The sequence below is a fragment of the Microbacterium sp. genome, assembly GCF_039812165.1.
Taxonomy (GTDB): domain Bacteria; phylum Actinomycetota; class Actinomycetes; order Actinomycetales; family Microbacteriaceae; genus Microbacterium.
This window is the reverse complement of record NZ_JBDIAB010000002.1, coordinates 25504-49885: the sequence shown is the minus strand read 5'-3', so window position 1 is coordinate 49885 and position 24382 is coordinate 25504. Positions and strand designations below refer to the sequence as shown.

Genomic DNA, 24382 nt, shown 5'->3' with positions numbered 1-24382 from the left:
ATGCCACGGCTCCCCCAAACCGTACACATCGCGTCGCTCGATCACGGCCATGTCGGCCCCCTCCCTGCCGTCCCACGTCCTGGCCCCCACCATACGAGCAGCGGGGTGCGAGGCGCCAGAGCCCTTATTGCCCAGAACCGCGGAATTACGGGGATTCTCGAGCTTTCCTGAACTGTCTCGAACTGTCCGGATCGGTGTTGATTTTCCTCGGTGCTCCGACAGCCGGCCGAGTCAGTGGTCGGGGTCGGCGTAGTGCCCAGAGCGCGCGGTTGGTAAGCGGAGCGCGGAGCGCGGAGTCTGCAACGAGCGAGCGGCGGGAAATGGAGCCGGGCCCGACCACTAACCTCTCGCCGTCGGAGCGCTCATCGAGGTGTCCTCTGATCGCGTCGCTAGAGTTCAATCGGTCCTGGCGAGCGTACCTCGTCCGGCAGCCCGCCCTCGAGGATGGCGACGACCATCTTCACGGCGCGGTCCGAGAGCGCATCCCCCGGATAGAAGTCTTCGTAGAGCTCCTCGGCGTCATCGAGTGTCGTGACGTCGCACAGTCGCAGGAGCTGCCGGATATCGTTGGTATCGCGGCCGGGCCGGTTGGCGCGCAGCTTCATCGCCAGCATCGCGTCCTTCGCGGCGACCTGGATCACGATGCCGTCGTGGGCGTAGCTGGTCTCCCACTGGACCGGCCTGCGGCCGAACGTGGGAAGCGCATCAGCCTTTTCGACGTCGAAGTTCAGCCAGCCTGGATCCCACCCGCGGGACTGCGCCACCTTCGCCGCGGCCGCTCCGACTTCGGCGTCGCTTCCCGGCTCGATGTGGAGCGAATCGAGATCCTGCGTCGTGCCGCGGTCGAAATAGCGGAGCGCCAGAGCAGCTCCACCGACGATCCGGATACCTGCGACCTGGTGAGAGGCGCGCAGCTCCGTGATGAGCGCCCTCAGCCCACCGAGGATGTCCTCTCTGCCGAGCGTCGTCGCCATGCTCACACGCTCGCGAAGGTGTCACGCCAGACGAGCACGCCGCGCTCAGCGAACTCGTCGGGCACTTCCGACGCGGGCGGAGACGGGTCGGCCGGATCAACCTCGAGCGTCGCGGGCGCGCGGAGATACCGGCTCGGATCGGATACCCACTCAGGTGCGGGGAGCCCTCCCTCTCGCAGCCGCCAGGAGACGAGCCCGGCGAGCGCGGCATCCCACGCTCGATGCTGCGTTGACGCCGGCTCTGCCAGGCCGAGAACCCCTCGCACCAACCCGCGCTCAGCGAGGAGGTTGTCGTTGAGTTGCAGTAGCGCGCGAAGAGCGCCCTCCTTATCGCCCGCTGCCAACCGACGCCGGATCTCTTCAGCCGCAGTCGCCGCGTCGTCGCGCTGGGTCGGTGCGGAGTACAGCCGATGCCCCGCGCCCGCGAGCAATCGCTCTACGGTGCCGAACTCCGTATCTCGCCCGCCCTCCGACCGGGAGACACGACTCTGATCGATGCGGGTGCGCTCTGCGAGTTGCTTTTGGGTGAGTCGCCGGCTCTTGCGCGCGGCGCGGATGAGCGTTGAAGCAGCCATCACGCCCTCCGATCAATATTATGACTTTGAAGACATATTCTACCTGAATCCGCTCTGCCGTCTGCAAGCTGTCGTGCCAGGACGACGGACTAACACGCGCGCGGTGCCCGGTATCTGCCCGCGGAGCGCTCCGAGAAGTCGCGGCGCAACTGGTGACGCACGGCGAGGTGATCCAGCTTGCCGAGGCGACTCGCACGTCGACATACCGCACGTTCATCCTCGTGCTGTCGTACTGCGGACTCCGCTGGAGCGAGGCGATCGGCATGCACCTCCGCGACATCAACTTCGAGCGCCAACGTATCCCGGTCAACCGAGCCTCCGTCGAGGTCGAAGGACGCATCGTCATCGGCGCACCGAAGAACTGGGAGCGGCGGATCGTCCTCTTCCCGAGTTCATCGAAGAGCCGCTGAAGGAGATGTGCCGCGGCAAGAGTCCGGACGGCCTCGCGTTCACCGACGCCGACGGCAACCACCTGGGGCGGGCGAAAACGAGTGTCGGCACGACCTCCTCGTATGCCGCAGAGCTCGAGCGGTCCGGCGTCGAGCGACTCACACCGCACGACCTCCGACACACGGCGGCGAGCCTCTCGATCTCGTCGGGCGCGGACGTCAAGGCGGTGCAGCGGATGCTCGGCCACAAGTCCGCAGCCATGACGCTCGACACGTACGCCGACCTCTTCGAGGACGACCTCTCCGATGTCGCCGCGCGTCTCGATCAGGGTGCGCTCGCGGCTGATGTCAGCCGGATCATTCAGGTATGAGTTGTGTGGGCAAATCCGTGGTCGAGCCCCGAAACTGTGGGCAAATTGTGGGCAGATCGCGAAACCGCGTCGAGCGAGAGCAAACGAAAAGGGCCAGGAATCCGCGCACTTCCGCGGGTTTCTGACCCTTTTCCGTGACAACGGCTCGTGGAGATGGGGGGAATCGAACCCCCGTCCATCGCTGGGATACTGCGTCTTCTCCGGGCGCAGTCTGTGAGAGCGTTCTGCTCGGCTCCGACCTTTGTCACAGACACCTAGGTCGACGAGCCCAGTCTGGGAGAAGTCCCGCGCGACGTCCAGACGCCGTCGCGCAGCGAGATCCCTAGATGACGCCAGGATCCGTAGCGGGATCGCCTACGGTCTGACGGAGTTCAGGCTCGCTTAGGCAGCGAGGGCGAACTCAGTGCGCTTAGGTTCGGCACTTATTGGTTCGCAGAGATCGTTAACGAGATAACCCTGCATCCTCGGCCCGCTTCCCGCAGCTTCGCAGGCGATGTCGAAACCGATCATCCCCGTGGAGCCTTCCGGCAGGGCCGCTGTCACGCTGTGGAGTTGTCAGATCCGGATGCCGTGGCATCCGAGCCTCCCAGCATACAACCGTCGCCCTCCTCGCACCATTCCCGGCGGCGTAGAGTCTGGGCATGAACGAAGTCACCATCACGGTCCGCGGTTCGCACGAGACGCGCATCGCGCCGGAGCGCGCGATCGCGCACGTCACCGCCCGCGTCGACGGTCCCGCCCGCGGCGGCGTCGTCGAACGGATCGCCGCTCTCGCCGCGCCCGTGCGCGCGGACCTCACCGAACGCAAGACGGCCGGCGCCGTCGCCGAGTGGTCGAGCCAGCGCGTGTCGGTCTGGTCGGAGCGGCCGTGGAACGCCGAGGGCCGCCAGCTCGACCTCGTCCACCACGCGTCGGTGGAGTTCACCGCGACGTTCACCGACTTCATGCTGCTCTCGGACTGGCTCAACGGCGTCGCCGAGAACGACGGCCTGCAGGTCGGCTCGGTCGAGTGGGAGCTCTCCCCCGAGACCCGCGCCCGCGTCGAGCGCGAGGTCGCGGCCGCGGCGGTCACGGTCGCGGTCGAGCGCGCGACCGCCTACGCGAGCGCGATCGGCCGGGGCACGGTGACGCCGCTCGAGATCGCCGACCCGGGCCTGCTCACCGGTCACGGCGACCCCGGCGCCGGCCCGCAGCCGCTGCGCATGGCGCGGTCGGCCATGGCGATGGATGCCGGTGGCTCACCCGCGGTCGACTTCCAGCCCGACGACCTCGTGGTCTCGGCGTCGGTCGAGGCGCGCTTCACGGCCCGCTGACCCTCTTCCCTTTCTGATATATCAGTGCCATACTAGAGAGCGGAGATCGTCGACCGCAGTATCAGGGGGCACCGTGCAACGACTGGCACACCGGCTGGAACGCCTGGGCACCGAGACCGCGTTCCGGGTCGCGCAGGCCGCGGCCGCGTGGAGCGCGAAGGGCAACCGCGTGTACCCCTTCCATCTCGGCGACATCAACATCCCGACCGCGCCCCACATCGTCGAGGCGATGAACGCCGCGATCGCCGACGGTCGCACCGGCTACTGCCCGGGTCCCGGCATCCCGCTGCTGCGCGAGGCGCTCGCCGACGACCTCGGCTCGCGCCGGGGCATCGACCTCTCCCCCGACAACGTGGTCGTGATGACCGGCGGCAAGCCGGTGATCGGCAAGTTCCTCCAGGCGGTCATGGATCCCGGTCAGGAGGTCCTGTACCCGAACCCGGGCTACCCGATCTACGAGTCGCAGATCGACTATCTGGGCGGGCGGGCGGTTCCGTACCGCTACCTGCCGACCGACGACGGCTTCGCGATCGACCTCGACCAGGTGCGCGCGTCGATCACGCCGAACACCGTCGCGATCGTCTACAACGACCTGCAGAACCCCATCTCGGCCGAGTCCACCGCCGCCGAGCGCGAGGCGATCGCGCAGCTCGCCATCGAGCACGACCTGTGGGTGCTCTCCGACGAGGCCTACTTCGAGGCCCGCTACGAGGGCGTCTCGCAGTCGATCGCATCGCTCCCCGGCATGGCCGCGCGCACCGTCATCCTCTACACGTTCAGCAAGAAGTTCGCGATGACCGGATCCCGCCTGGGGTGCGCCGTCGCCCCGGTCGAGCTCGCCCACGCCTTCGGCACGCTGAACACCAACGACGAGTCGTGCACCACCCACTACGTGCAGTGGGCGGGCGTCGAGGCGCTGCGGGGCACGCAGGAGCCGGTGCGGCAGATGCTCGACGTGCTGCGCGAGCGACGAGACGCCGCGTGCGACGCGGTGAACGCCATCCCCGGGATGCACGTCGCGGTGCCGCACTCGACGTTCTACCTGTTCCCCGACGTCACCGACACGATGGCGCGCATGGGCCTCACCGACGTTGCCGAGTTCGCCACCGCCGCCCTGCAGCACACCGGCGTGTCGTTCTGCACCCGTGAGCACTTCGGACGGCGCCAGCCCGGCGAGGAGCGCCAGTACATCCGCCTCGCCTACTCCGGCATCGACCTCCCCGACATCACCGAGGGGCTCGGCCGCCTGCGCGAGTGGATCGAGGCGGCATGAGCCGGATCCTCGTCACCGGCCGGATCCCGGATGCCGCCGTCGAGCGGCTCCGCGCCGAGCACGACGTCGATGCCTGGACCGGCGCCGAGTCCATCGGCCGCGACCAGCTGCTCCGCCGCGCGGCCGGGTCCGACGCCGTCGTGAGCCTGCTCACCGACCGCATCGACCGCGAGCTGCTGGATGCCGCCGGCCCCCGGCTGAAGGTCGTCGCGAACGTCGCCGTCGGGTACGACAACATCGACGTCGCGGCGTGCTCCGAACGCGGCGTCGTCGCCACGAACACGCCGGGCGTGCTCACCGAGGCCACCGCCGACATCGCGTTCGCCCTGATCCTGATGGCGACGAGGCGGCTCGGCGAGGGCGAGCGGCTCATCCGCTCGGGCGACGCCTGGAAGTGGGGGATGTCGTTCCTCCTCGGCACCGGCCTGCAGGGCAAGACGCTCGGCGTCGTCGGCATGGGCGGCATCGGGCGGGCCACCGCGCGCCGCGCGCGAGCATTCGGGATGGACGTCGTCTACCAGTCGCGCAGCGCCGTCGACCCCGGCGTCGCGGCCGAGCTCGACGCCCGCCGCGTCGAGCTCGACGAGCTCCTCGAGATCGCGGACGTCGTCTCGCTGCACTGCCCCTACAGCCCGGCCACCCACCACCTGATCGGCGCTCGGCAGCTCGCCGCGATGAAGCCGTCGGCCGTGCTCGTCAACACCGCGCGCGGACCGATCGTGGACGAGGACGCCCTCGCGACGGCGCTCGACGAGAGGGTCATCGCGAGCGCCGGCCTGGACGTCTACGAGCACGAGCCGCGCGTGCACCCCGCTCTGCTGCGGCTCCAGAACGTCGTGCTGCTGCCGCACCTGGGCTCGGCGACGGTCGAGACGCGCACCGCGATGGCGACGCTCGCCGCCGACAACGTGCTCGCCGTCCTCCGGGGTGACCAGCCGCCCACGCCGATCACGCGCTGACGCCGATCACGCAGCGGCGTCAGATCACCGCGCGCACCGCGTGCTCGAACCCGTCGACGTGCTCGCGGGCGATGCGCTCGGCATCGTCCGCCCGACCGTCGAGGACCGCCTCGAGGAGCGCGACGTGCTCGCCGACATGGTCCTCGACGTGCGGCATCCGGCCGATCACGAGGCACCAGATGCGCGTCGCGAGGTTGTCGTAGGTGATGAGGACGTTCTGGAGGTGCGCGTTGCCGGATGCCGCGTAGATCGCCCGGTGCACGTCGAGGTCGTGCCGCATGAGCTCTCGCGTGTGCGTGTGGCCGAGGTCGGCGGCGCGCAGCGCCTCGAGGAGCTCGGCGAGCCGCGCCTGCTGCTCGGGGGTGGCGAAGCGGGCCGCGCGGGCGGCGGCCAGGGGCTCGAGCCGCGCGCGGATCTCCGAGATCTCGACCAGATCGGTGATGTCCACCGTCGAGGCGAAGGTGCCGCGGCGCGCATAGACCGAGACCAGGTGCTCGGACTCCAGTCGCTTGATCGCCTCGCGCACCGGCGTGCGGCCGATGCCGAGCTCCTTGCCGATGAGGTCGTCGTTGATCGGCGTGCCCGGCGGGATGTCGAGGACGATGAGGCGATCGCGCAGCACGTCCGTCGCATAGTCCGCGAGCGAGCGCCCGTCCAGTTCTTCCAGGGTCGGCACATCCGTAGTCTATGGGCTGCGCGCACGCGGGCCCGGTGAGCCCGGCCGGCGCCTCCGCTCCCTGCGGGGTCCGGCGCCGGCCGGAGGACCTCAGCGCGCGTGGTTGTGCATCACGTGCTTGGTGCGCGAGTAGTCGTCGATCGAGTACGCGGAGAGGTCGCGCCCGTAGCCGGAAGACTTGAACCCGCCCCAGGGCATCTCGCTCGCGAGCACCAGGTGCGCGTTCACCCATACGGTGCCGGCGTCGATCTTCGACGGGAGGTCGATCGCGCGCCGGGCGTTCTCGGTGTACACCGAGGCCGAGAGGCCGTACGGACCGGCGTTCGCGCGCCGGATGGCCTCGTCCTCGGTCTCGAACGTCTCGACCGTGATGACCGGTCCGAAGATCTCCTCGGTCGCGCACTCGGCGCCCTCCGGGACGTCGACGAGCACGGTCGGCGCGATGAAGAAGCCCGCCCCCTCCAGCGGTCCTCCGCCGACGCTGGCCCGGATGCCCTGCTCCGCCGCCCGTGCGAGGTGGCCCTGGACGCGCTCGTAGTGCTCGCGGGAGATCATCGGCCCGATCTCGACCTCGTCGCCGGCGGCGGGCTCGCCGACCACGAAGCTCGCGACCTCGCGCGTGAGGTGGTCGACGAACTCCTCGGCGACCGAGGCCTCGACGAGCACGCGGCAGGCGGCGCCGCACTCCTGACCCGCGTTCCAGAACCCCGCGAACCGCAGCGACGACGCCGCCGCGGGCAGGTCGGCGTCGGCGAACACGAGCACGGGCGCCTTGCCGCCGAGCTCCAGGTGCACGCGCTTGAGCGTGTCGGAGGCGGCCTTCGCGACGTACTTGCCGCTGTTCACCGAGCCGGTGAGCGCGATCATGGCGATGTCGGGATGCTCGGCGAGACGCGCCCCGACCGTGCTCCCCTTGCCGGTGACGACGTTCAGCACCCCGGCGGGCAGGATGTCGGCGGTCAGCTCGGCGAGCTTGAGGGTCGACAGCGGGGTCGACTCGGCGGGCTTGAGCACGAGCGTGTTGCCCGCGGCCAGGATCGGCGCGATCTTCCAGACGCCCATGAGCAGCGGATAGTTCCACGGCGTGACGGCGCCGACCACGCCCAGCGGCTCCCGCACGATCACCGACAGGTGGTCGGCGGCGTAGCCGCCGGCCGCGATCGAGGTGCCGGCGCGGGCGGCGCCGGCCGTGAAGCGGATGCAGTCGATCGTCTGGCCCACGTCGTCGCGCGAGACCTCGAGCGGCTTCCCGGTGTTCGCCGACTCGACGCGCGCGAGCAGGTCGGCGTTCTCCTCGAGCCGGTTCGCGACGGCGTTGAGCACGTCGGCCCGCTGCCGGGGCGTGCGACCGGCCCACGCCGGCAGAGCGGCCTGCGCGGCCACGACGGCGTCGTCGACCTCGTCGGCGGTGCCGAGCGGTGTGCGCGCGAGCACCTGCTCGGTGGCCGGGTCCACGATGTCGGAGAACGTGCCGGACGCCCCCTCGCGGAAGGCGCCGTCGACGAAGTGCGCGCCGAGCGGGAGGTCGCCCTCGTTCAGCAGGGCGGCACCGGAGCCGCGCAGGACGGAGGTGGTGGTGGTCTCGCTCATCAGGTTCTCCAGTGGTCGTCGTGTTCGGGATGGGAGCTCAGGCGCGGAAGGCGCTCGCGAGGCCGGCGATGCGTGACGCGGTCTCGTCGTCCAGCGGCAGGAAGGGCTCGCGGGGCCCGCCGATGGGGAAGCCGGCGGCCTCGAGGGCGACCTTCACCGCGACGATGAAGTTCGTCGACAGTGTGGCGTCGAGGAGCGGGTACACCGCGGCCCAGGCCGAGCGCGCGGCATCCAGATCCCCCGCCCGCACCGCGTCGTACACGGCGACCAGCTGCGCGGGCACGATGTTGGCGGTCCCGGCCATGATCCCGGCGGAGCCCGACACGAGCGAGCACAGCGCCAGGCTGTCCCAGCCGACGAAGGTGCCGACGAGGTCGGAGTAGTGGTGGATCAGCTGCGCCGACTCGGCCATGTCGGCGGTCGTGTTCTTGATGTAGCGGATGTTGTCGACCTCGCGGGCGAGGCCGGCGACGACGTCGGGGGTGATGTCGACACCGGTCACCGACGGGATGTTGTAGAGCATCACAGGCAGGCCGGTCGAGCCCGCGACCCGCTTGAGGTAGTGGGTCGTCTCGGCCAACGAGAGGGTCTCGTAGTACGGCGCGACCGGCATCACGACGCTCGCCCCGGCGGCCTCGGCGTGCCTGGTCAGCGCGATGGCCTCGGCCGTGCTCGCCGAGCCCGTCTGGGCGACGACCGGAACGCGTCCGGCGGTCTGATCGATGACGGTCTCGACGACGAGCCGCCGCTCGTCGGAGCTCAGCGCGGTGAACTCGCCGGTCGAGCCGCAGGCGACGACGCCGTGCACGCCGCCGTCGATCGTCCGGTCGACGAGCTGCCGCAGGCGCGACTCGTCGAGGGCGCCGTCGGCGGTGAACGGGGTGGCGAGGGCGACGAGCACCCCGCGGAGGGAATCGGTCATGGACGGTGCCTTTCGGTGAGGTCAGGAGGCGAGGGAATCGGGAGACCGGCGATCCGACGGATGCCGCTGCGTCAGCCTGGCAGGCCGTGGCACGCGGCGTTGGCGGTCGGTGGCGAGGAGGCTCGCGGCCTCCTGCGCCGCGGAGAACCCGGTCGTGATCGCGGTCTCGGTGTAGAGGGTGCCCAGGTAGTCGCCGGCGAGGAACACCCGGCTGCCGCCGCGCAGCAGGGTCGGCTGCAGCTTCGCCCGGCCGGGGAAGCTGTACGGCGAGCCGTCCTCCCAGCGCGATGCGTGCGCCTCGACCACGCTGCCCGCGAAGCCCGCGCCGAGCACGCGCTCGAGGTCTGCGAGGTGGGTCTCGACGATCTCGTCGTCGCTCTTCTCGAGCAGCGCGCGGCCGAGGCTGCCGGGCGAGAACGTCATGATGCTGCCGCCGGGCTGGCGATCGCGCTCGGTGCTGCGCACGATGCTGGCCTGGTTCAGCGCGATCGCGAACGAGCGCTTGGGGGTCGCGATCGCGTACAGGTCGTCCCAGTCGCGGGGCCCGGTCTCGTCGGTGAGGAACGCCGCGCTCACGTGCGGGCCGTAGACGACCTTGCCGAGGGCCTCGCGCACGTCGACGGGCAGGTCGACCGCGACCCGATGCGCGACCGTCGCCGGGGTGGCGAGCACGACCGTGCGCGCCTCGACCTCTCGCTCCTCGCCGTCCTGCCGGTACCGCACGACCACCGAGTCCTTGCGGTGCGCGATCTCCTGCACGGCGGCGCCGAGCCGCACGCGGTCGCCGAGCGCGACCGCGATCGACTCGGTGAGCGTCGACGGGCCGCCGACGATGCCGCGGTTCAGTCCCTCGCCGAATCCCAGCACGAGGCTGAAGTAGCCGATGCCGGCACCGGCGGCGAGCGTGTCGGGGTCGCCCGCCGAGCGGATCACGGTCACCTTGAACAGCTCCGCGGCATCCTCGGGCAGGTCGCCGGTGAACTCGTGGAAGGTGCGCTCGTTCTCGAAGTCGTAGATGCGCTGCTGGCGCTGCGCGCCCGACTCGCCGGGGCGCTGGCGCACCACGGCGAGGTAGCGGGCCACCGCGGCGGCGAGCTTCACGCCACCGGTCAGCACGGCCGCCCGCGCGGCGAGCGGCATCGGGATGAGGAACGGGTAGGAGGCGACGCGGCCGTTGCGCAGCAGTCTGCCGTTCATCGACAGCGCCTTCAACGAGCCGGGCACCGCCACGGCGGTGACACCCACCTCGTTCAGCAGCTCGTCGGTCGACGAGCCGGGCCCCGCGATGACGTGGCCGCCCCAGTTCAGCCAGTACCGGCCGCGCCGCTCGGAGCGGATCCGCCCACCGACGCGATGATCGGACTCGAGCAGCTCGATGTCCCAGTGGCGCAGTCGCCAGGCCGCCGACAGCCCGGCGAGCCCTCCTCCGACGATGACTGCATCTTTCATTGCTGTGAGCGTGCCCTTCTTCTGCGATGCCGGTCGCATCGACCGGGAGGTCCACCGTTGCGCGGCCCGGGAGCCGCGCAACGGTGGACGGAGTCAGTGCGAGTAGCCCTGCGCGGTCTCGGCGAGGCTCTTGCCCTTGGTCTCCGGTGCGAGCCATTGGGACAGCCCGGCGCCGACGAAGGCGATGCCCGCGGCGATGATCATCGAGGTGCCGGCCCCCAGGTTCTCCATCGACCACGGGAGTGCGAACGTGCCCAGCGCCGCACCGATCCGGCTGACGGCGGCGGCGAAGCCCATGCCGATGCCGCGCACCTCGCTCGGGTAGAGCTCGGAGGGGTAGATCTGCGTGAGGGTGTTGTATCCGCCGTTGAAGAAGGCGAACGCGAAGAACAGCGTCGCGATGACGACGACCGGGGCATCCGTCCACACGCCGATGACCAGCAGCATGACCGCGCACAGCCACTGCGTGGGCACGGTGAGGATGCGGCGGCCCAGCTTGTCGATGAGCAGCACGGTGATGATGACGCCCGCGGCCGCGAGGGCCGAGATGCCGATGCCGCCGGAGTGGATGCCGTACGGGGCGAGCACCTGGTCGGCGAACGTGGCGATCGCGAAGAAGGGCGTGACGGCGCAGAACCAGAAGCCCGCGGTGAACAGCGTCACGCGCCAGTACTGCGACGAGAACAGGGTGGCGAACGACGCCGGGGCGTGCTTCTTCGCGTCGACGCGGGCCTGCTCGAGCTGGATGACGCGGAGGTCGATCTCCTGGGTGATGCTCTCGTGCAGCTCGGCGGACTGGATGTAGCGCCGTGCGATGGCGAGCGCCTCGTCGCGCCGTCCCTTGCCGATGAGCCAGCTCGGCGACTCGGGCAGGCCGAGCCGCGCGACGAAGATGACGACGGCCAGCAGCGTGCTGGAGCCGATGACGACGCGCCACGGCAGCCCGGCGTTGTTCATGACCGTGCCGGCGATGAACGCGAACATGAACCCGATGTACCACGCCGACACCGTCGCGCCGAGCAGCCGGCCGCGGATCTTCGGCGGCGAGAACTCCGAGAGCAGCGGCCAGCCGATGGCGTACTCGCCGCCGATCGCCACGCCCATGAGGAACCGGATGATGAACAGCTGCAGAGCCGCGGCCACTCCCTCGCCCGCGACGAAGAACTGCGCCGCCGACGCGATGACGAACAGCGCCATGTCGATGAGGAACATCGGCTTGCGTCCGAACTTGTCGGTCGCCCAGCCCATCAGGGGCGAGCCGACGAAGATGCCGAACAGGGGGCCCGCGGCGATCAGGCCGATCCAGATGACATCGATGCTGAGCTCGCTCTCGATGTTGCCGAAGACCGGGCCGAGGATGCCCAGGATGTACCCGTCGAGGAACATCCCGCCGATCAGGACGGCGATGAGGCGGATCATGAACCTGCGTTTGAACTGCGGCGACGTCACCTGGCTCTTGGTGGCTGGACTACTCACGGTTAGTCTCCTGACTGGATCTGAGCGACTACCGTAGTCGCCGACTGATATGTCAGAGGGTAGGGATGCCTGCCGACACTGGTCAACGGTCCGAAAAGGACTGTCCGCAACCTGAGTCGCTGAGTCAGCCCATCGCTACGATGAGCGTGTGACCGATGCCGACGAGCTCACCAGGGCGGTGCTGACCGCCCCGCTGTGGCTGCTGCCCCGGCGCTGTTCGAGCCGGGGCATCGCGAAGGCGATCGGCACGAGCCAGTCGCGCGTGTCGCGCCTGTGGCGCACCTACCCCGCGCCGTCGGCGGCCTCCGCCGCGCTGGCCGACCTCGTCGCCCGCCGACCGCTGACGATCGCGGGCGTCGCCGTGACGAGCGCCGGGTCGCACGTGCTGCTCGAGCCCGTCGAGCGCACGCCCGCCCGCGCCTACGCGCCGGTCGGCGCCCGCACTCAGGTGCGCTTGCGCGCCCTGCTCGCCGCCGAGGTCCTGCGCACCGGCCTCACCGTCTCCGCCGCGCCGGCGACGGCCGCGCGGGCGCGCGGGCGGGTCGCCGCCTTCTGGACCCGAGCCGAGCAGGCGGTCGGCAGGGGCACCGCGGTGATCCTGACCACCGGCACGGTGCCGGCCGGCCGCATCCCGCCCGATCACGTCCTCCGCTGCGCCGGACCGCGCGAATGGTACGGCCTGCTGCAGCCGTTGAGCGGCCTCGCCGAGCTGCTCGTCGACGAGCCGCTCGCCGAGATCGACCAGCGGCTCCGCCGCTGGTACCCGCACCCGGGCGCTCCGTTCGTCTGGCTCGGCGCATCCGCCGTCTCGCCGCCGACTCTTCGGACCGGCCCCATGCCGGTCGCCCGCACCGGCGTCGCCCCGGTGGCACGCACCGGGCCCCACGCGATCGAGGCGGACCTGCTGCGCGAGATCCGGTCGGGTGTGCGCGACGGCGCGTTCGAGATCGGCGACGACATCTCGGTGCGGGTGCTCGCCGATCGGCTCGGCATCGGACGCGCGCGAGCCCAGCAGGCCATCCAGTCGCTCGCCGAGGAGGGGCTCGTGACCGTCGCCGCGGGCAGGGGCATCGCCGTGCGCCTCCCCTCGATCTCCGACGTGCTGGAGATGTACGCGGCCCGTCGTGCCCTGGGCTCGATCGCCGTGCGCGCCGCCAGCCGCCGCCGGGATCTCGACGCGGCCGAGCTGGAGGCGCTCGTCGACGGCCTGGCCCGCAGCATCGAGGGCGGCGACAAGGTCGCCATGCAGCGGTTCGACAGCGAGTTCCAGATCGCGCTCGCCCACGCGTCCGGGCTGTCCCGCATCCCCTCGATGCTCGACTCGTTCACCCAGCAGCTCGTCATGTTCATCGACCTCATGGGTGTGCACTACGACTATCCGGCCGACCGCATGGTCGCGCAGGACGCCGCCCTCCTCGCGGGCGTGCGCGCGCACGACCAGGATGCCGCCGTGCGCGCCTGGCAGGACAAGATGGACGCCGGCGCGACCTACATGCTCGGCCAGGTGCGTCTGCTGCAGTCGTCGCCGCGCGACGCGTGACGGTCAGCGCAGCACGACGGTCCGGTTGCCGTTGAGGATGACCCGTCCCTCGCAGTGCCAGCGCACGGCGTCGGTGAGCGCCTTGCACTCGGCATCCCGTCCCACGGCGGCGAGGTCCTCCGGCGAGTGGGTGTGATCGGCCTCGATGACCTGCTGCGCGATGATGGGTCCCTCGTCGAGCTCCGCGTTCACGTAGTGCGCGGTGGCGCCCACCGTCTTGACCCCGCGCTCCCACGCCTGGTGGTAGGGGCGCGCCCCCTTGAAGGACGGCAGGAACGAGTGATGGATGTTGATGACCCGACCGGTCATGCGCGTCGCCAGCGCGTCGCTGAGCACCTGCATGTAGCGGGCGAGGACGACGAGCTCGGCCGCGTACGCGTCGACGTGCGCGAGCAGCTCGGCCTCGGCGGCCGGCTTGGTGTCGGGGGTCACCGGGATGCAGTGGTACGGGATGCCGTGCCACTCCACGAGCCCGCGGTGGTCCTCGTGGTTGGACACCACGGCGACGATCTCGATCGGCAGCTCGCCGATGCGCGCACGGAAGAGCAGGTCGTTCAGGCAGTGTCCGAAGCGCGAGACCATGATGAGCACGCGTGTGCGCTGCCATGCCGGCCGCACCCGCCAGGTCATGCCGAACCGCTCCGCCACGGGGGCGAAGCCGTCGGCCAGATCGCTCGCGTCGACGGTCGTGGGCGTCTCGAACTGCACGCGCATGTAGAAGTGCCCGCCGCGCCGATCGCCGAACTGCACGATGTCGAGGATGTCGAAGTCCCGCTCGGCGAGGAAGCCCGACACCGCGGAGACGATCCCCGGGCGCTCTTCGCAGTCGAGCGTCAGCACGTGCTCGCGGGCCGACGCGGTCATCGAGGCCTCGGAGCGGCGAACTCCGCCATCGCGTCGACGAGCCATCGGCCCAGGTAGTCGGCGAACGAGGCGCGCGGCAGGACGTCGTACGCATCGGCGCCGACCCTGTGCACGACGACCGGCACCGGCCCGAGCCGCGTGACGAACGCCGCACCGGTGGCGAAGACGCGCGGGTGGAGGTCGAGCGGGCAGCCCTTCTCGAGCACGTCGCGGGCGGCGCGGCCCTCGAGCCGGAAGGTGGTGCGATTGGCCGACAGGTCGACGGCGGCGCCGGGCGCGTCGTCGAGCGCCTCCGCCAGCAGCGCCGTGAGCTCGTCCGGCGCGGTGCCCGGCGCGTCCCCGTCGGCGACGACGAGGAACTCGTCGGGCGCGAGCCAGAGCACCGAGATCCCGCGTGCGGCATCCGATGCGCTCACCGTGCCGACGCGGCGCGGGAGCAGGAGCCCGAGGGCCGACTCGACGCGGGCGGCGGCGTCGGCGCCGGGCAGCACGCGCAGCCCGACCATGGTGCGGAACGGGATCTCGCGCAGCGCGACGTCCGCCGACGACGCCGCCGCGAACGAGTCGGCGAGGTGGGCGGCCGGACTGCGTCGCAGCCCGGCGGTGTCGCGGATCCGGAGCGGGGACTGCGATTCAGCCATCGCGACGCTTCCCTTCGGGGTCGTAGAGGACGGTCTCGCCGACGACGACCGGGACGAGCCGATCGCCGACGGGGGCGACGAGCGTCTGCCCGATGCGGTTGCGGCCGTCCTCGATGAGGGCGAGGGCGAAGGTCCGGCCGAGCGCCGCCGAACGGTAGCTCGACGTGACGTGCCCGAGCATCGGCACGGGCCCGGCGGTCGGGTCGACCGGGATGCCGGACTCGACGAGCTGGGTGCCCTCCGGCAGATGGAAGCCGGTGTCGACCGGCAGCACCGAGACGAGGTGCTTGCGGTCCGTGCGCGCGGTGTCGGCCCGGGAGTAGGACCGCTTGCCGACGAAGTCCTTCACCTTCGAGACGACCCACGCCATGCCGGCATCCTGCGGCGTCACCGTGCCGTCGGTGTCCTGCCCGACGATCGGGTAGCCCTTCTCGGCGCGGAGCACGTGCATGGTCTCGGTGCCGTACGGCGTGATGTCGAACTCGGCGCCGGCGGCGTGCACGTCCTCCCACACCCGCTGCCCGTACCAGCCCGACACGTTGATCTCGAACGCCAGCTCGCCCGAGAACGAGATGCGGCAGACGCGCGCCGGGATGCCGGACGCGAGCGTCGTCTCGCGGAAGGTCATGAAGCCGAACGCGTCGTTCGTCACGTCGAGCTCCGGCGCGACCTTCGCGATGACCGCGCGCGAGTCGGGCCCGACCACGGCGATCGTCGTCCACTGCTCGGTCACGGAGGTGAACGTGACGTCGAGCTCGGGCCACTCGGTCTGATGCCACTCCTCGAGCCAGTCCAGCACCCGCGCCGCGCCGCCCGTGGTGGTCGTCATGAAGAAGCGCTCCTCGTCGAGGCGCAGCGTGACGCCGTCGTCGAAGATCATGCCGTCGGGCGTGCACATCACGCCGTAGCGCGCCGATCCGGGCGCGAGCTTGGCGAACGCGTTCGTGTAGACGCGGTTGAGGAACGCACCGGCATCCCTCCCCCGGATCTCGATCTTGCCGAGGGTCGTGGCGTCCATCATGCCGACCGACGTGCGGACCGCGGTGCACTCGCGCAGCACCGCGTCGTCCATCGACTCGCCCGGCCGCGGGTAGTACCAGGGGCGCAGCCACTGCCCGACGATCTCGAACTCGGCGCCGTGCGCGACGTGCCAGGGATGGATGGACGTGAGTCGCGCCGGATCGAAGAGGTCGCCGCGCTCGCGGCCGGCCAGGGCGGTGAAGGCGACCGGCGCGTACGGCGCGCGGAACGTCGTGGTGCCGATCTCGCCGGGCGTGGAGCCGTCGTGCAACGCCGCCGCGATCACGCCGATCGCGTTGACGCCCGACGTCTTGCCCTGGTCGTTGGCGGTGCTGATCGAGGTGTAGCGCTTCACGTGCTCGACGCTGCGCAGGCCCGCGCCCGTCGCACGGAGCACGTCCTTGACGGTCTGGTCGCGCTGCAGGTCGACGAAGTGCTCGCCGAGGCCGTCGAGGGCGTCGTCCGCGGTGCGCACGAGCCACAGCGGGCGTGTGACGCCGGCCGGGACGACCGGCGGGAGCGCCTCCGCCCCGCCGTCGTCGTCGCCGGAGCCGGCCGCGGATGCCGCTCGTGCACCCGCCCATCCGCCTTCTGCGACCGCGTCGTCGAGGCGGAGGCTGCCGCGAGCGGCACCCACGACCACCTGATCGGCCACGATGCCGGCGGGCACGAAGGCGACCAGCTCGTCGTCCCAGTGCATCCGGCCCTGGCGCTGGCTGTGCAGCTGCGCCACGGGGCTCCACCCGCCGGAGACAGCGACGAGGTCGCACGCGAGCTGCTGCGGCGCGCCGACCGCGACGCCCTGATCGTCGACCGTGCACACGCTCGCCGACGACACGCGCGGGGCGCCCGCGGTGTCGATCACGGCCGTCCCCGGCAGCACCGCCACTCCGTCGGCGATCGCGGCCTCGGCGGCCGGCGAGCGTTCGGGCCGGGCGTCGGCGACGGCGACGACCTCGACGCCGGCGCCGCGCAGCTCGCCCACCAGCGGGTAGACGCTGTCGTTCGTCGTGGCGACCACGACGCGGGAGCCGGCGCGGACGCCGTATCGCCGCAGGTAGGTGCGCACGGCGGAGGCCAGCATGACGCCGGGGCGATCGTTGTTGCGGAACACGATCGGCCGCTCGTGGGCGCCCGTTGCGACGACGACGCGAGCGGCGCGGATGTGCCACAGCCGCTGCCGCGAGACGCCGGCCGCGCCGAGCGCGACCGCACCGGCGCCGAGGTGGTCGGTGCGGCTCTCCAACGCGATCACGTAGTTCGCGTCGTAGCTGCCGAAGGCGTTCGTGCGCGTCAGCACCACGGCCTCGGGCGCCGCCTCGAGGCGCGAGCGCACCGCGGCGACCCAGTCGAGCGCGGGACGGCCGTCCACGACGGCATCCGGCTCGGACAGCAGCGACCCGCCCAGCTCGGGCTGGTCGTCGATCACGATGACGCGGGCGCCGGTCGCGGCGGCGGCGTCGGCGGCGGCGAGGCCGGCCGGTCCCCCGCCGACGACGAGCACGTCGGCGTGGACGTACTTCTTGTCGTAGATCGAGGTGTCGGGCTCGGGGTCGAGCTGCCCGAGGCCGGACAGCGACCACGCCTGGATGCCGTCGACGAGCTCGACCGTGGTCGCCGGCAGCATGGACTCGGTCGTCGACTGACCGGGCCGGCGCACCTTCACCAGCGCGTTGGGCTCCTCGATGCCCGCCGCGACCACGCCACGGGGGCGCCGGAGGTACATCGAAGGGGCGGTCTCGACGACGCCGGCGGCGAGCAGCGCGGATGCGAGGGTGTCGCCGGGATGCCCCGCGTAGGCGCGCCCGTCGAGCGTGAACGAGAGCTCGGTCGTGCGGTCGATCCGCCCGCCGTCCGGCAGGCGATGGGGCTGGCTGCTCATGCGGCACCTCCCGTGGCGGCGCGTTCGCCGGAGAGCACGGGGCGGGGCTCGCCCATGCGGTAGACCGCGGCGATGCGGTAGGTCGTCGTGTCGCGCACGGCGTTGAACCACTTGCGACACCCGCCCACGTGCACCCAGCGCTCCGCGAACAGGCCGCGCGGGTTCGCGCGGTAGAAGAGGTAGCGCGCCCATTCCTCGTCGGTGAGCGCGGCGGGGTCGTCGGGGTACGGGACGTGCGCCTGTCCTCCGTAGTGGAACTCGGTCTCGTCCCTCGGGCCGCAGTTGGGGCAGCTGATCAGCAGCATCCTGGATTCCTCGTCCTGAAGTCGTGGTCTAGTGCGCGACCGCTGCGGCGCCGTGCTCGTCGATGAGGGCGCCGGTGACGAAGCGCTCGAGCGAGAACGGGGCGTTGAGCGGATGCGGCTGATCGGTGGCGACGGTGTGGGCCAGCGTCCAGCCGGCACCCGGCGTGCCCTTGAAGCCGCCGGTGCCCCAGCCGCAGTTGACGTAGAGGTTCTCCAGCGGCGACTTGCCGACGATCGGCGACGCGTCGAGCGTGACGTCGACGATGCCGCCCCACGTGCGCAGCAGGTGCGCGCGGGCGAAGATCGGGAACAGCTCGACGGCGGCCGCCATCTGCGCCTCGATGATGTGGAACGCGCCGCGCTGGCCGTACCCGTTGTAGGCGTCGACGCCGGCGCCCATGACGAGCTCGCCCTTGTGCGCCTGCGAGACGTAGACGTGCACGTGGTTCGACATCACGACGGTCGGATGCACGAGCTCGTGCAGCTCGGAGACGAGCGCCTGCAGCGGATGCGACTGGATCGGCAGGTCGAAGCCCGCGAGCTCGGCGAGCACGCTGGAGTGCCCGGCCGCGCAGAGCACGACCTTGCCGGCGGCGATGCGCCCGCGACCGGTCTCGAGGCCGACGACCCGATCGCCGTCCTTGACGAACCCGGTGACCTCGCAGTTCTGGATGAGGTCGACCCCGTAGGCGTCGGCCTTGCGTGCGAACGCCCACGCGACGTGATCGTGCTTCGCGATGCCCGCTCGCGGCTGATAGGTCGCGCCGAGCACCGGGTAGCGGATGTCCTGCCCGATGTTGATGATCGGGCAGAGCTCCTTGACCTCGGCGGGCTCGAGCCATTCGGCGTCGACGCCGTTGAGCCGGTTGGCCTCGACGCGACGCACCGAGTCGCGGACGTCCTGCAGCGTGTGCGCGAGGTTCATGACGCCGCGTTGGCTGAACAGGAAGTCGTACTCGAGCTCCTCGGGGAGCTGCTCCCACAGCTTCAGGGAGTGCTCGTAGATCGCGGCGGACTCGTCCCACAGGTAGTTCGAGCGGATGATCGTCGTGTTGCGGGCCATGTTGCCGCCCGCCAGCCACCCCCGTTCGAGCACCGCGACATTCGTGATGCCGTGGTTCTTCGCGAGGTAGTAGGCGGTCGCGAGGCCGTGTCCGCCGCCCCCGACGATCACGACGTCGTACGACGGCTTGGGGTCGGGGTTGCGCCAGAGGAAGTCGGGGTGCTCGGGGAGCAGATCGGCCATCAGCGTGCTTCGTCTCTGCCGGGCTCGCCCGCGCGGTCGATGCCCGGCGAGGCGGTCAGGCCGGGGTAGAGCGGATGCTCGGCGGCGAGCTTCGCGACGCGCGCGGCGAGCTCCGCCGCGACCTCGTCGGTGAAGCCGGGTCTGAGGGCCGTCGCGATGATCTCCGCGACCTCGCGGAACGCGGCGTCGTCGAAGCCGCGCGTCGCGAGGGCGGGTGTGCCGATGCGGAGACCCGACGAGACCATCGGCGGCCGGGGGTCGAACGGCACCGCGTTGCGGTTCACGGTGATGCCGATGCGATGCAGCCGGTCCTCGCCCTGCTGTCCGTCCAGCTCGGAGTCGCGCAGGTCGACGAGCACGAGATGCACGTCGGTGCCGCCGCTCACGACCGAGACGCCCCCTTCGGCGACGTCCGGTCGCGTGAGGCGCTCCGCGATGATGCGGGCGCCCGCCAGCGTGCGCTCCTGGCGCTCGCGGAAGGCCGGCTCGCCGGCCAGCTTGAAGGCGACCGCCTTGGCCGCGACGACGTGCTCGAGCGGACCGCCCTGCTGGCCCGGGAAGACGGCCGAGTTGACCTTCTTGGCGATCTCGGGGCTGTTCGTGAGGATCACGCCGCCACGGGGACCGCCGAGCGTCTTGTGCGTGGTGGTGGTGACGACGTCGGCGTACGGCACCGGGTTGGGGTGCAGCCCCGCCGCGACGAGGCCCGCGAAGTGCGCCATGTCGACCATCAGGTAGGCGCCCACGAGATCGGCGATGCGGCGGAACTCGGCGAAGTCGAGGTGGCGGGAGTAGGCCGACCAGCCCGCCAGGATGAGCTTCGGCCGGCTCTCGAGCGCGATCAGCTCCACGTCGGCCATGTCGACCCGGAAGCTCTCGCGGCGGACCTCGTACGGCACCACGTCGTAGAGCCGTCCCGAGAAGTTGATCCGCATGCCGTGGGTCAGGTGACCGCCGTGCGCGAGCGACAGGCCGAGGATCGTGTCGCCCGGGTCGAGCAGCGCGGACATCGCCGCCGCGTTCGCCTGCGCGCCCGAGTGGGGCTGCACGTTCGCGAACCGGGCGCCGAACAGCGCCTTCACGCGGTCGATGGCGAGCTGCTCGATGACGTCGACGTGCTCGCAGCCGCCGTAGTAGCGACGACCGGGATAGCCCTCGGCGTACTTGTTCGTGAGCACCGACCCCTGCGCCGCCATCACCGCCGCCGGTGCGAAGTTCTCCGACGCGATCATCTCCAGCGTCTGCTGCTGGCGCCTCAGCTCGGCGTCGATCGCCGCCTTCACATCGGGATCGGTTTCGGCCAGGGTGCCGGTCAGGACGTCGACCACGTCATCTCCTCCTGTATGGGACGGTGGAGCTCGACTAATATATCAGTCGTTGGACAAGCTACCCGTCAGCTGGGGCGGTGTCAACCGATCGGTCCCGGTGCAGGCATCCACCGCCCGCCGACGCACGCGACCAGGGCGGAATCGCGTCGGGCGCGCGGCATCCGCGGAGTCGGCGCGCGACCGTGCAGACGGCGAAGCCGTCGGGGCGAACGGGCGCCTACTCCCCCAGGCGGTTCCGGGTGCGCATCGCGCGCTCGGCCTCGCGCTTGTCTTCGCGCTCGCGGATCGTCTGCCGCTTCTCGTACTCGCGCTTGCCCTTCGCCACCCCGATCTCGACCTTCGCCCGACCGTCGGAGAAGTAGAGCTTCAGCGGGATGAGGGTGTAGCCTCCGGCGCTCACCGCGTGCGAGAGCTTGATGATCTCGTCCTTGTGCAGCAGCAGCTTGCGGGTGCGCTTCGTGGCGTGGTTGGTCCAGTGCCCCTGCGAGTACTCGGGGATGTGCACGGCGTCGAGGAACGCCTCGCCGCCGTCGATGTAGGCGTAGCCGTCGGCGAGGTTCGCGCGCCCCTGGCGAAGCGACTTGACCTCGGTGCCGGTGAGGACGAGCCCCGCCTCGTATGTCTTCTCGATGGCGTAGTCGTGGTGCGCACGACGATTGGTCGCGACGACCTTCTCACCGCGTTCCTTGACCATGACGACTCCCCTTCGCACGCCGCGGCCCGGTGCGCACGGCAGCGTGCCAGTCTAGCCCTTCGCGGCGCGGCTCAGGCGCGCAGCCAGCGTCGGATCGCGAAGCCGGCCGACAGCGCCGCGAGGAGCGCCCCGATGACGACGAGCAGCGGGATCACGATCCAGGCGTCCTGCATCCCCACCCACGTCGTCACGAACGGCACCCGCTCGCGCAGGTAGCGGTCGACGCCGAAGTACATGCCCGCGACCACCGCGCCGCCCGCCAGGAGCGAGCCCAGGAGGGCGGCGAACACGCCCTCGAGGATGAACGGGGTCTGGATGAAGCGGTTGGATGCCCCGACCAGGCGCATGATGCCGAGCTCGCGTCTTCGCGCGAACGCCGACAGCCTGATGGTGGTGGCGATGAGCAGCACGGCCGCCACGAGCATGAGCACGGCGATGCCGACCGCGATGTAGGTCGCGACGGTGAGCGCCGAGAACAGCGGCTCGAGATACTGCATCTGGTCGCGCACCTCCTCGACGCCGTCCATGCCGCCGAACGCCTCCGCGATCACGTCGGTCTGGCTCGGGTCGACGAGGTTGACCCAATAGGTCTCGTTGAGCTGGTCGGCGGTGACGAGGTCGGCGTAGTCGGGCTCGAGCTCGAGGAGGTTCTGGTACGCCTGCTCGCGGTCCTCGAAGCGGATGTCGCGCACGATCCCCGCCAGCGCCGGGCTCTCGAGCTTCTCGCGCACGGCGTCGAGCTGCTCCTGGTTCGCCACGCCGCCCGTGCAGGTCGTCGTCGCCGCGCCCTCTCGGCACATGAAGACGGCCACCTGCGCGCGGTCCACCCAGTAGTCGCGCATCTTGCCGATCTGCATCTGCATGAGCATCGCGGCGCCGACGAAGGTGAGCGAGACGAACGTGACGAGCACGACCGAGACGACCATCGAGGCGTTCCGGCGCAGGCCGGAGAGCGCCTCGGACAGGATGAGCTGCACCCTCACGACGTCGGCCCCACTTCATCGTCCTGGTCGCCGAGGCCGAGGCGCTCGACGTCGACGCCCCTCAGTCCCAGCTCGTTGAGGTCGACCTCGGGCACGTCGATCGCGATCGGGTGCGTGGTGGTCGCGACCGGCTCGGCCGTGACCGGCGCGGGGGCCGGCACGGGCTCGACCGGACGTGCGGCGATCTCGCGCTGCAGCTCGAGCACGGCCGTCAGCGCGGCGGTCGACTCGGCACCCTTCTCGGCGGCGGGCGTCAGGCGGGGCGCGGCGGCGCGCTGGCCGTAGCCGCCCTGACGGTCGTCGCGCACGAGCACGCCGTCGCTCAGCTCGAGCACACGGCGCTGCATCTGGTCGACGAAGCCGGCCTCGTGCGTGGCCATCACGACGGTCGTGCCGCCCGCGTTGATGCGGGCGAGCAGCTGCATGATGCCGGCCGAGGTCGCCGGGTCGAGGTTTCCGGTCGGCTCGTCGGCGAGGAGCACCTGCGGACGGTTCACGATCGCGCGCGCGATCGCGACGCGCTGCTGCTCGCCGCCGGAGAGCTCGTGCGGCATCCGCTTCTCCTTGCCGTCGAGCCCCACGAGCGCGAGGGTCTCAGGCACGGCCTGCTGGATGAAGCCGCGCGACGACCCGATGACCTGCAGCGTGAACGCCACGTTCTGGAACACGGTCTTGTTCGGCAGCAGCCGGAAGTCCTGGAAGACCGCGCCGATGTGGCGACGGAAGTAGGGCACCTTGCGCGTGGAGAGCTTGCGCAGGTCGCGCCCGAGCACGACCACGCGGCCGTCGCTCGGGGTGTCCTCCCGGAGGATCAGGCGCAGGCACGAGGACTTCCCCGAGCCGGAGGCTCCGACGAGGAAGACGAACTCGCCGCGCTGGACCTCGAAGTCGACGTCGCTCAGCGCCGGCCTCTTCGTTCCGCGATACCGCTTGGTGACGTTCTCGAACCGGATCATGACCTGACGAGCCTAAGCGCGCCCGGCGCGCAGCCCGTGCGCGACACCCGCGCGCCGCGGCATCCGCGCCGACACGACCCGCCCCCGGTCCCCCGATGTCCTCGGGCTTTGCTATGAATGGAGGACACAAGCACGCATGTATGCATGCGCATCTCCAAATCGACATTCCCAGGGGGGACACCATGACCAATCCGCCTCCGCCGCCCGGCGATCCCGCAGTCTCCGTACCGCCGCCGATCGACGGGAACGTGGCGCCGGCACCGAAGGCGAAGCCGCATGTCCTGAGCGTCATTGCGTTCGTGGTAGCGATCGTCGGCTTCGTCTTCGCCTGCATCCCCGGCGCCCTCATCGTCGGCTGGATCCTGCTGCCGATCGCGTTCGTGCTGTCGCTCGTCGCACTGTTCATGAAGGGCGGAAAGTGGCCGGCGGTCGCCGGGCTGGTCCTCGCGATCGTGGGAACGATCGTCGGGGTCGTCGTCTTCCTCACGGTCGTCCAGGCGGCGGTCGACGAGACCTTCGGCAGCTCGGACACGTCGGTGAGCCCGCCCGCCGGCGACCAACCCACGCTCGAGGCGTCCGCCGCAGAGGACGTCGCCGCTTCGAATTATGCAGTGACCATCGACAGCGCCACCCAGGGCGTCGACTACGAGGGCAGGCCAGCGCTTATCGTCAACTTCACCTTCACAAACAACAGCAAGAAGGACGCCAACTTCATGTTCGCGACCTCCGTGAAGGCGTTCCAGGATGGAGTCGAGCTCGAGACCGCGATCGGCGTCGACGGCTCGGATCTGTCGAACTCGATGAAGGATCTCAAGCCCGGTGCGTCTCTTGCGGTACAGGACGCCTTCGTGCTCACGAGCACGACTGACGTCACGATCGAAGTGACAGAGCTGATCAGCTTCAAGGACACGATGCTCGCCACGACCACCATCAGCGTGCAGTGAGCTGAGCGCCGC

The 24382-nt window shown here is 70.7% G+C and carries 23 protein-coding genes and 1 other RNA gene; 7 read left to right on the top strand and 17 right to left on the bottom strand.

Features of this window, described 5'->3' with window-relative positions:
- Positions 1-389 precede the first annotated feature (389 nt).
- Both WML84_RS00575 and WML84_RS00570 read right to left on the bottom strand, forming a co-directional pair.
- Positions 390-974 (bottom strand): hypothetical protein, encoded by a 585-nt coding sequence (locus WML84_RS00575; RefSeq protein WP_347344208.1) that lies wholly within the window; start codon positions 972-974, stop codon positions 390-392.
- Positions 975-976: 2 nt separating this feature from the next.
- Positions 977-1549 (bottom strand): helix-turn-helix transcriptional regulator, encoded by a 573-nt coding sequence (locus WML84_RS00570; protein ID WP_347344207.1) that lies wholly within the window; start codon positions 1547-1549, stop codon positions 977-979.
- 152 nt (positions 1550-1701) lie between these two features.
- Here WML84_RS00570 and WML84_RS00565 point away from each other — a divergent pair, with 152 nt between their 5' ends.
- Positions 1702-1959, top strand: coding sequence for a tyrosine-type recombinase/integrase (locus tag WML84_RS00565; RefSeq protein WP_347344206.1), 258 nt, complete (start codon positions 1702-1704; stop codon positions 1957-1959).
- 5 nt (positions 1960-1964) lie between these two features.
- Positions 1965-2309 carry a tyrosine-type recombinase/integrase gene (locus tag WML84_RS00560; protein WP_347344205.1) on the top strand — a complete coding sequence of 115 codons (345 nt, stop codon included), beginning with the start codon at positions 1965-1967 and terminating at the stop codon, positions 2307-2309.
- A gap of 145 nt (positions 2310-2454) precedes the next feature.
- Here WML84_RS00560 and ssrA read toward each other — a convergent pair.
- Positions 2455-2823: a transfer-messenger RNA gene (gene ssrA, locus WML84_RS00555) on the bottom strand.
- 127 nt (positions 2824-2950) lie between these two features.
- On the opposite strand from ssrA, the gene WML84_RS00550 reads away from it, so the two are divergent.
- From WML84_RS00550 to WML84_RS00540, 3 genes are all read left to right on the top strand, one after another.
- Positions 2951-3622, top strand: a complete 672-nt coding sequence (locus WML84_RS00550; protein ID WP_347344204.1) for an SIMPL domain-containing protein — start codon at positions 2951-2953, stop codon at positions 3620-3622.
- 73 nt (positions 3623-3695) lie between these two features.
- Positions 3696-4895 carry an aminotransferase class I/II-fold pyridoxal phosphate-dependent enzyme gene (locus tag WML84_RS00545; protein WP_347344203.1) on the top strand — a complete coding sequence of 400 codons (1200 nt, stop codon included), beginning with the start codon at positions 3696-3698 and terminating at the stop codon, positions 4893-4895.
- A complete protein-coding gene (locus WML84_RS00540) occupies positions 4892-5854 on the top strand; it encodes a D-glycerate dehydrogenase (RefSeq protein WP_347344202.1) in 963 nt (320 codons plus the stop codon). The genes WML84_RS00545 and WML84_RS00540 overlap by 4 nt, the downstream gene beginning before the upstream one ends.
- Positions 5855-5873: 19 nt before the next feature.
- Here the strand turns inward: WML84_RS00540 and WML84_RS00535 are convergent, their stop codons facing one another.
- From WML84_RS00535 to WML84_RS00515, 5 genes are all read right to left on the bottom strand, one after another.
- A complete protein-coding gene (locus tag WML84_RS00535; RefSeq protein WP_347344201.1) occupies positions 5874-6530 on the bottom strand; it encodes a GntR family transcriptional regulator in 657 nt (218 codons plus the stop codon).
- Positions 6531-6620: 90 nt separating this feature from the next.
- The gene (locus WML84_RS00530) at positions 6621-8120 is read right to left on the bottom strand and encodes an aldehyde dehydrogenase family protein (RefSeq protein ID WP_347344200.1); all 1500 of its coding nucleotides are present in this window, start codon (positions 8118-8120) and stop codon (positions 6621-6623) included.
- Positions 8121-8157: 37 nt separating this feature from the next.
- Positions 8158-9042 carry a dihydrodipicolinate synthase family protein gene (locus tag WML84_RS00525; protein ID WP_347344199.1) on the bottom strand — a complete coding sequence of 295 codons (885 nt, stop codon included), beginning with the start codon at positions 9040-9042 and terminating at the stop codon, positions 8158-8160.
- 21 nt (positions 9043-9063) lie between these two features.
- On the bottom strand, positions 9064-10491 hold the full coding sequence (locus WML84_RS00520; RefSeq protein WP_347344198.1) for an NAD(P)/FAD-dependent oxidoreductase: 1428 nt from the start codon (positions 10489-10491) through the stop codon (positions 9064-9066).
- A gap of 93 nt (positions 10492-10584) precedes the next feature.
- Entirely contained in the window at positions 10585-11967 is a 1383-nt protein-coding gene (locus tag WML84_RS00515) for an MFS transporter (protein ID WP_347344197.1), read from the bottom strand.
- Positions 11968-12115: 148 nt separating this feature from the next.
- Here WML84_RS00515 and WML84_RS00510 point away from each other — a divergent pair, with 148 nt between their 5' ends.
- Positions 12116-13507, top strand: coding sequence for a GntR family transcriptional regulator (locus WML84_RS00510; protein ID WP_347344196.1), 1392 nt, complete (start codon positions 12116-12118; stop codon positions 13505-13507).
- A gap of 3 nt (positions 13508-13510) precedes the next feature.
- Here WML84_RS00510 and purU read toward each other — a convergent pair whose 3' ends face one another.
- From purU to ftsE, 9 genes are all read right to left on the bottom strand, one after another.
- Positions 13511-14371 (bottom strand): formyltetrahydrofolate deformylase, encoded by an 861-nt coding sequence (purU, locus tag WML84_RS00505; protein ID WP_347344195.1) that lies wholly within the window; start codon positions 14369-14371, stop codon positions 13511-13513.
- Positions 14368-15012 (bottom strand): sarcosine oxidase subunit gamma family protein, encoded by a 645-nt coding sequence (locus WML84_RS00500; RefSeq protein ID WP_347344194.1) that lies wholly within the window; start codon positions 15010-15012, stop codon positions 14368-14370. The genes purU and WML84_RS00500 overlap by 4 nt, the downstream gene beginning before the upstream one ends.
- Positions 15005-17914, bottom strand: coding sequence for a 2Fe-2S iron-sulfur cluster-binding protein (locus tag WML84_RS00495; RefSeq protein WP_347344193.1), 2910 nt, complete (start codon positions 17912-17914; stop codon positions 15005-15007). The genes WML84_RS00500 and WML84_RS00495 overlap by 8 nt, the downstream gene beginning before the upstream one ends.
- Complete coding sequence (locus WML84_RS00490) at positions 17911-18219, bottom strand: sarcosine oxidase subunit delta (protein WP_347344192.1); 309 nt, start codon at positions 18217-18219, stop codon at positions 17911-17913. The genes WML84_RS00495 and WML84_RS00490 overlap by 4 nt, the downstream gene beginning before the upstream one ends.
- Positions 18220-18247: 28 nt before the next feature.
- Positions 18248-19465: a sarcosine oxidase subunit beta family protein gene (locus WML84_RS00485; protein ID WP_347344191.1), complete on the bottom strand. Its 1218-nt coding sequence runs from the start codon at positions 19463-19465 to the stop codon at positions 18248-18250.
- A complete protein-coding gene (gene glyA / locus WML84_RS00480; protein ID WP_347344190.1) occupies positions 19465-20793 on the bottom strand; it encodes a serine hydroxymethyltransferase in 1329 nt (442 codons plus the stop codon). The genes WML84_RS00485 and glyA overlap by 1 nt, the downstream gene beginning before the upstream one ends.
- 217 nt (positions 20794-21010) lie before the next feature.
- Positions 21011-21487: an SsrA-binding protein SmpB gene (gene smpB, locus WML84_RS00475; RefSeq protein ID WP_347344189.1), complete on the bottom strand. Its 477-nt coding sequence runs from the start codon at positions 21485-21487 to the stop codon at positions 21011-21013.
- Positions 21488-21558: 71 nt separating this feature from the next.
- The gene (ftsX, locus tag WML84_RS00470; protein ID WP_347344188.1) at positions 21559-22470 is read right to left on the bottom strand and encodes a permease-like cell division protein FtsX; all 912 of its coding nucleotides are present in this window, start codon (positions 22468-22470) and stop codon (positions 21559-21561) included.
- Positions 22467-23426 (bottom strand): cell division ATP-binding protein FtsE, encoded by a 960-nt coding sequence (ftsE, locus tag WML84_RS00465; RefSeq protein WP_347344187.1) that lies wholly within the window; start codon positions 23424-23426, stop codon positions 22467-22469. Before ftsE ends, ftsX begins: the two co-directional genes overlap by 4 nt.
- A 140-nt stretch (positions 23427-23566) precedes the next feature.
- On the opposite strand from ftsE, the gene WML84_RS00460 reads away from it, so the two are divergent.
- Positions 23567-24370, top strand: a complete 804-nt coding sequence (locus tag WML84_RS00460) for a DUF5067 domain-containing protein (protein ID WP_347344186.1) — start codon at positions 23567-23569, stop codon at positions 24368-24370.
- The last annotated feature ends 12 nt before the right edge of the window (positions 24371-24382 follow it).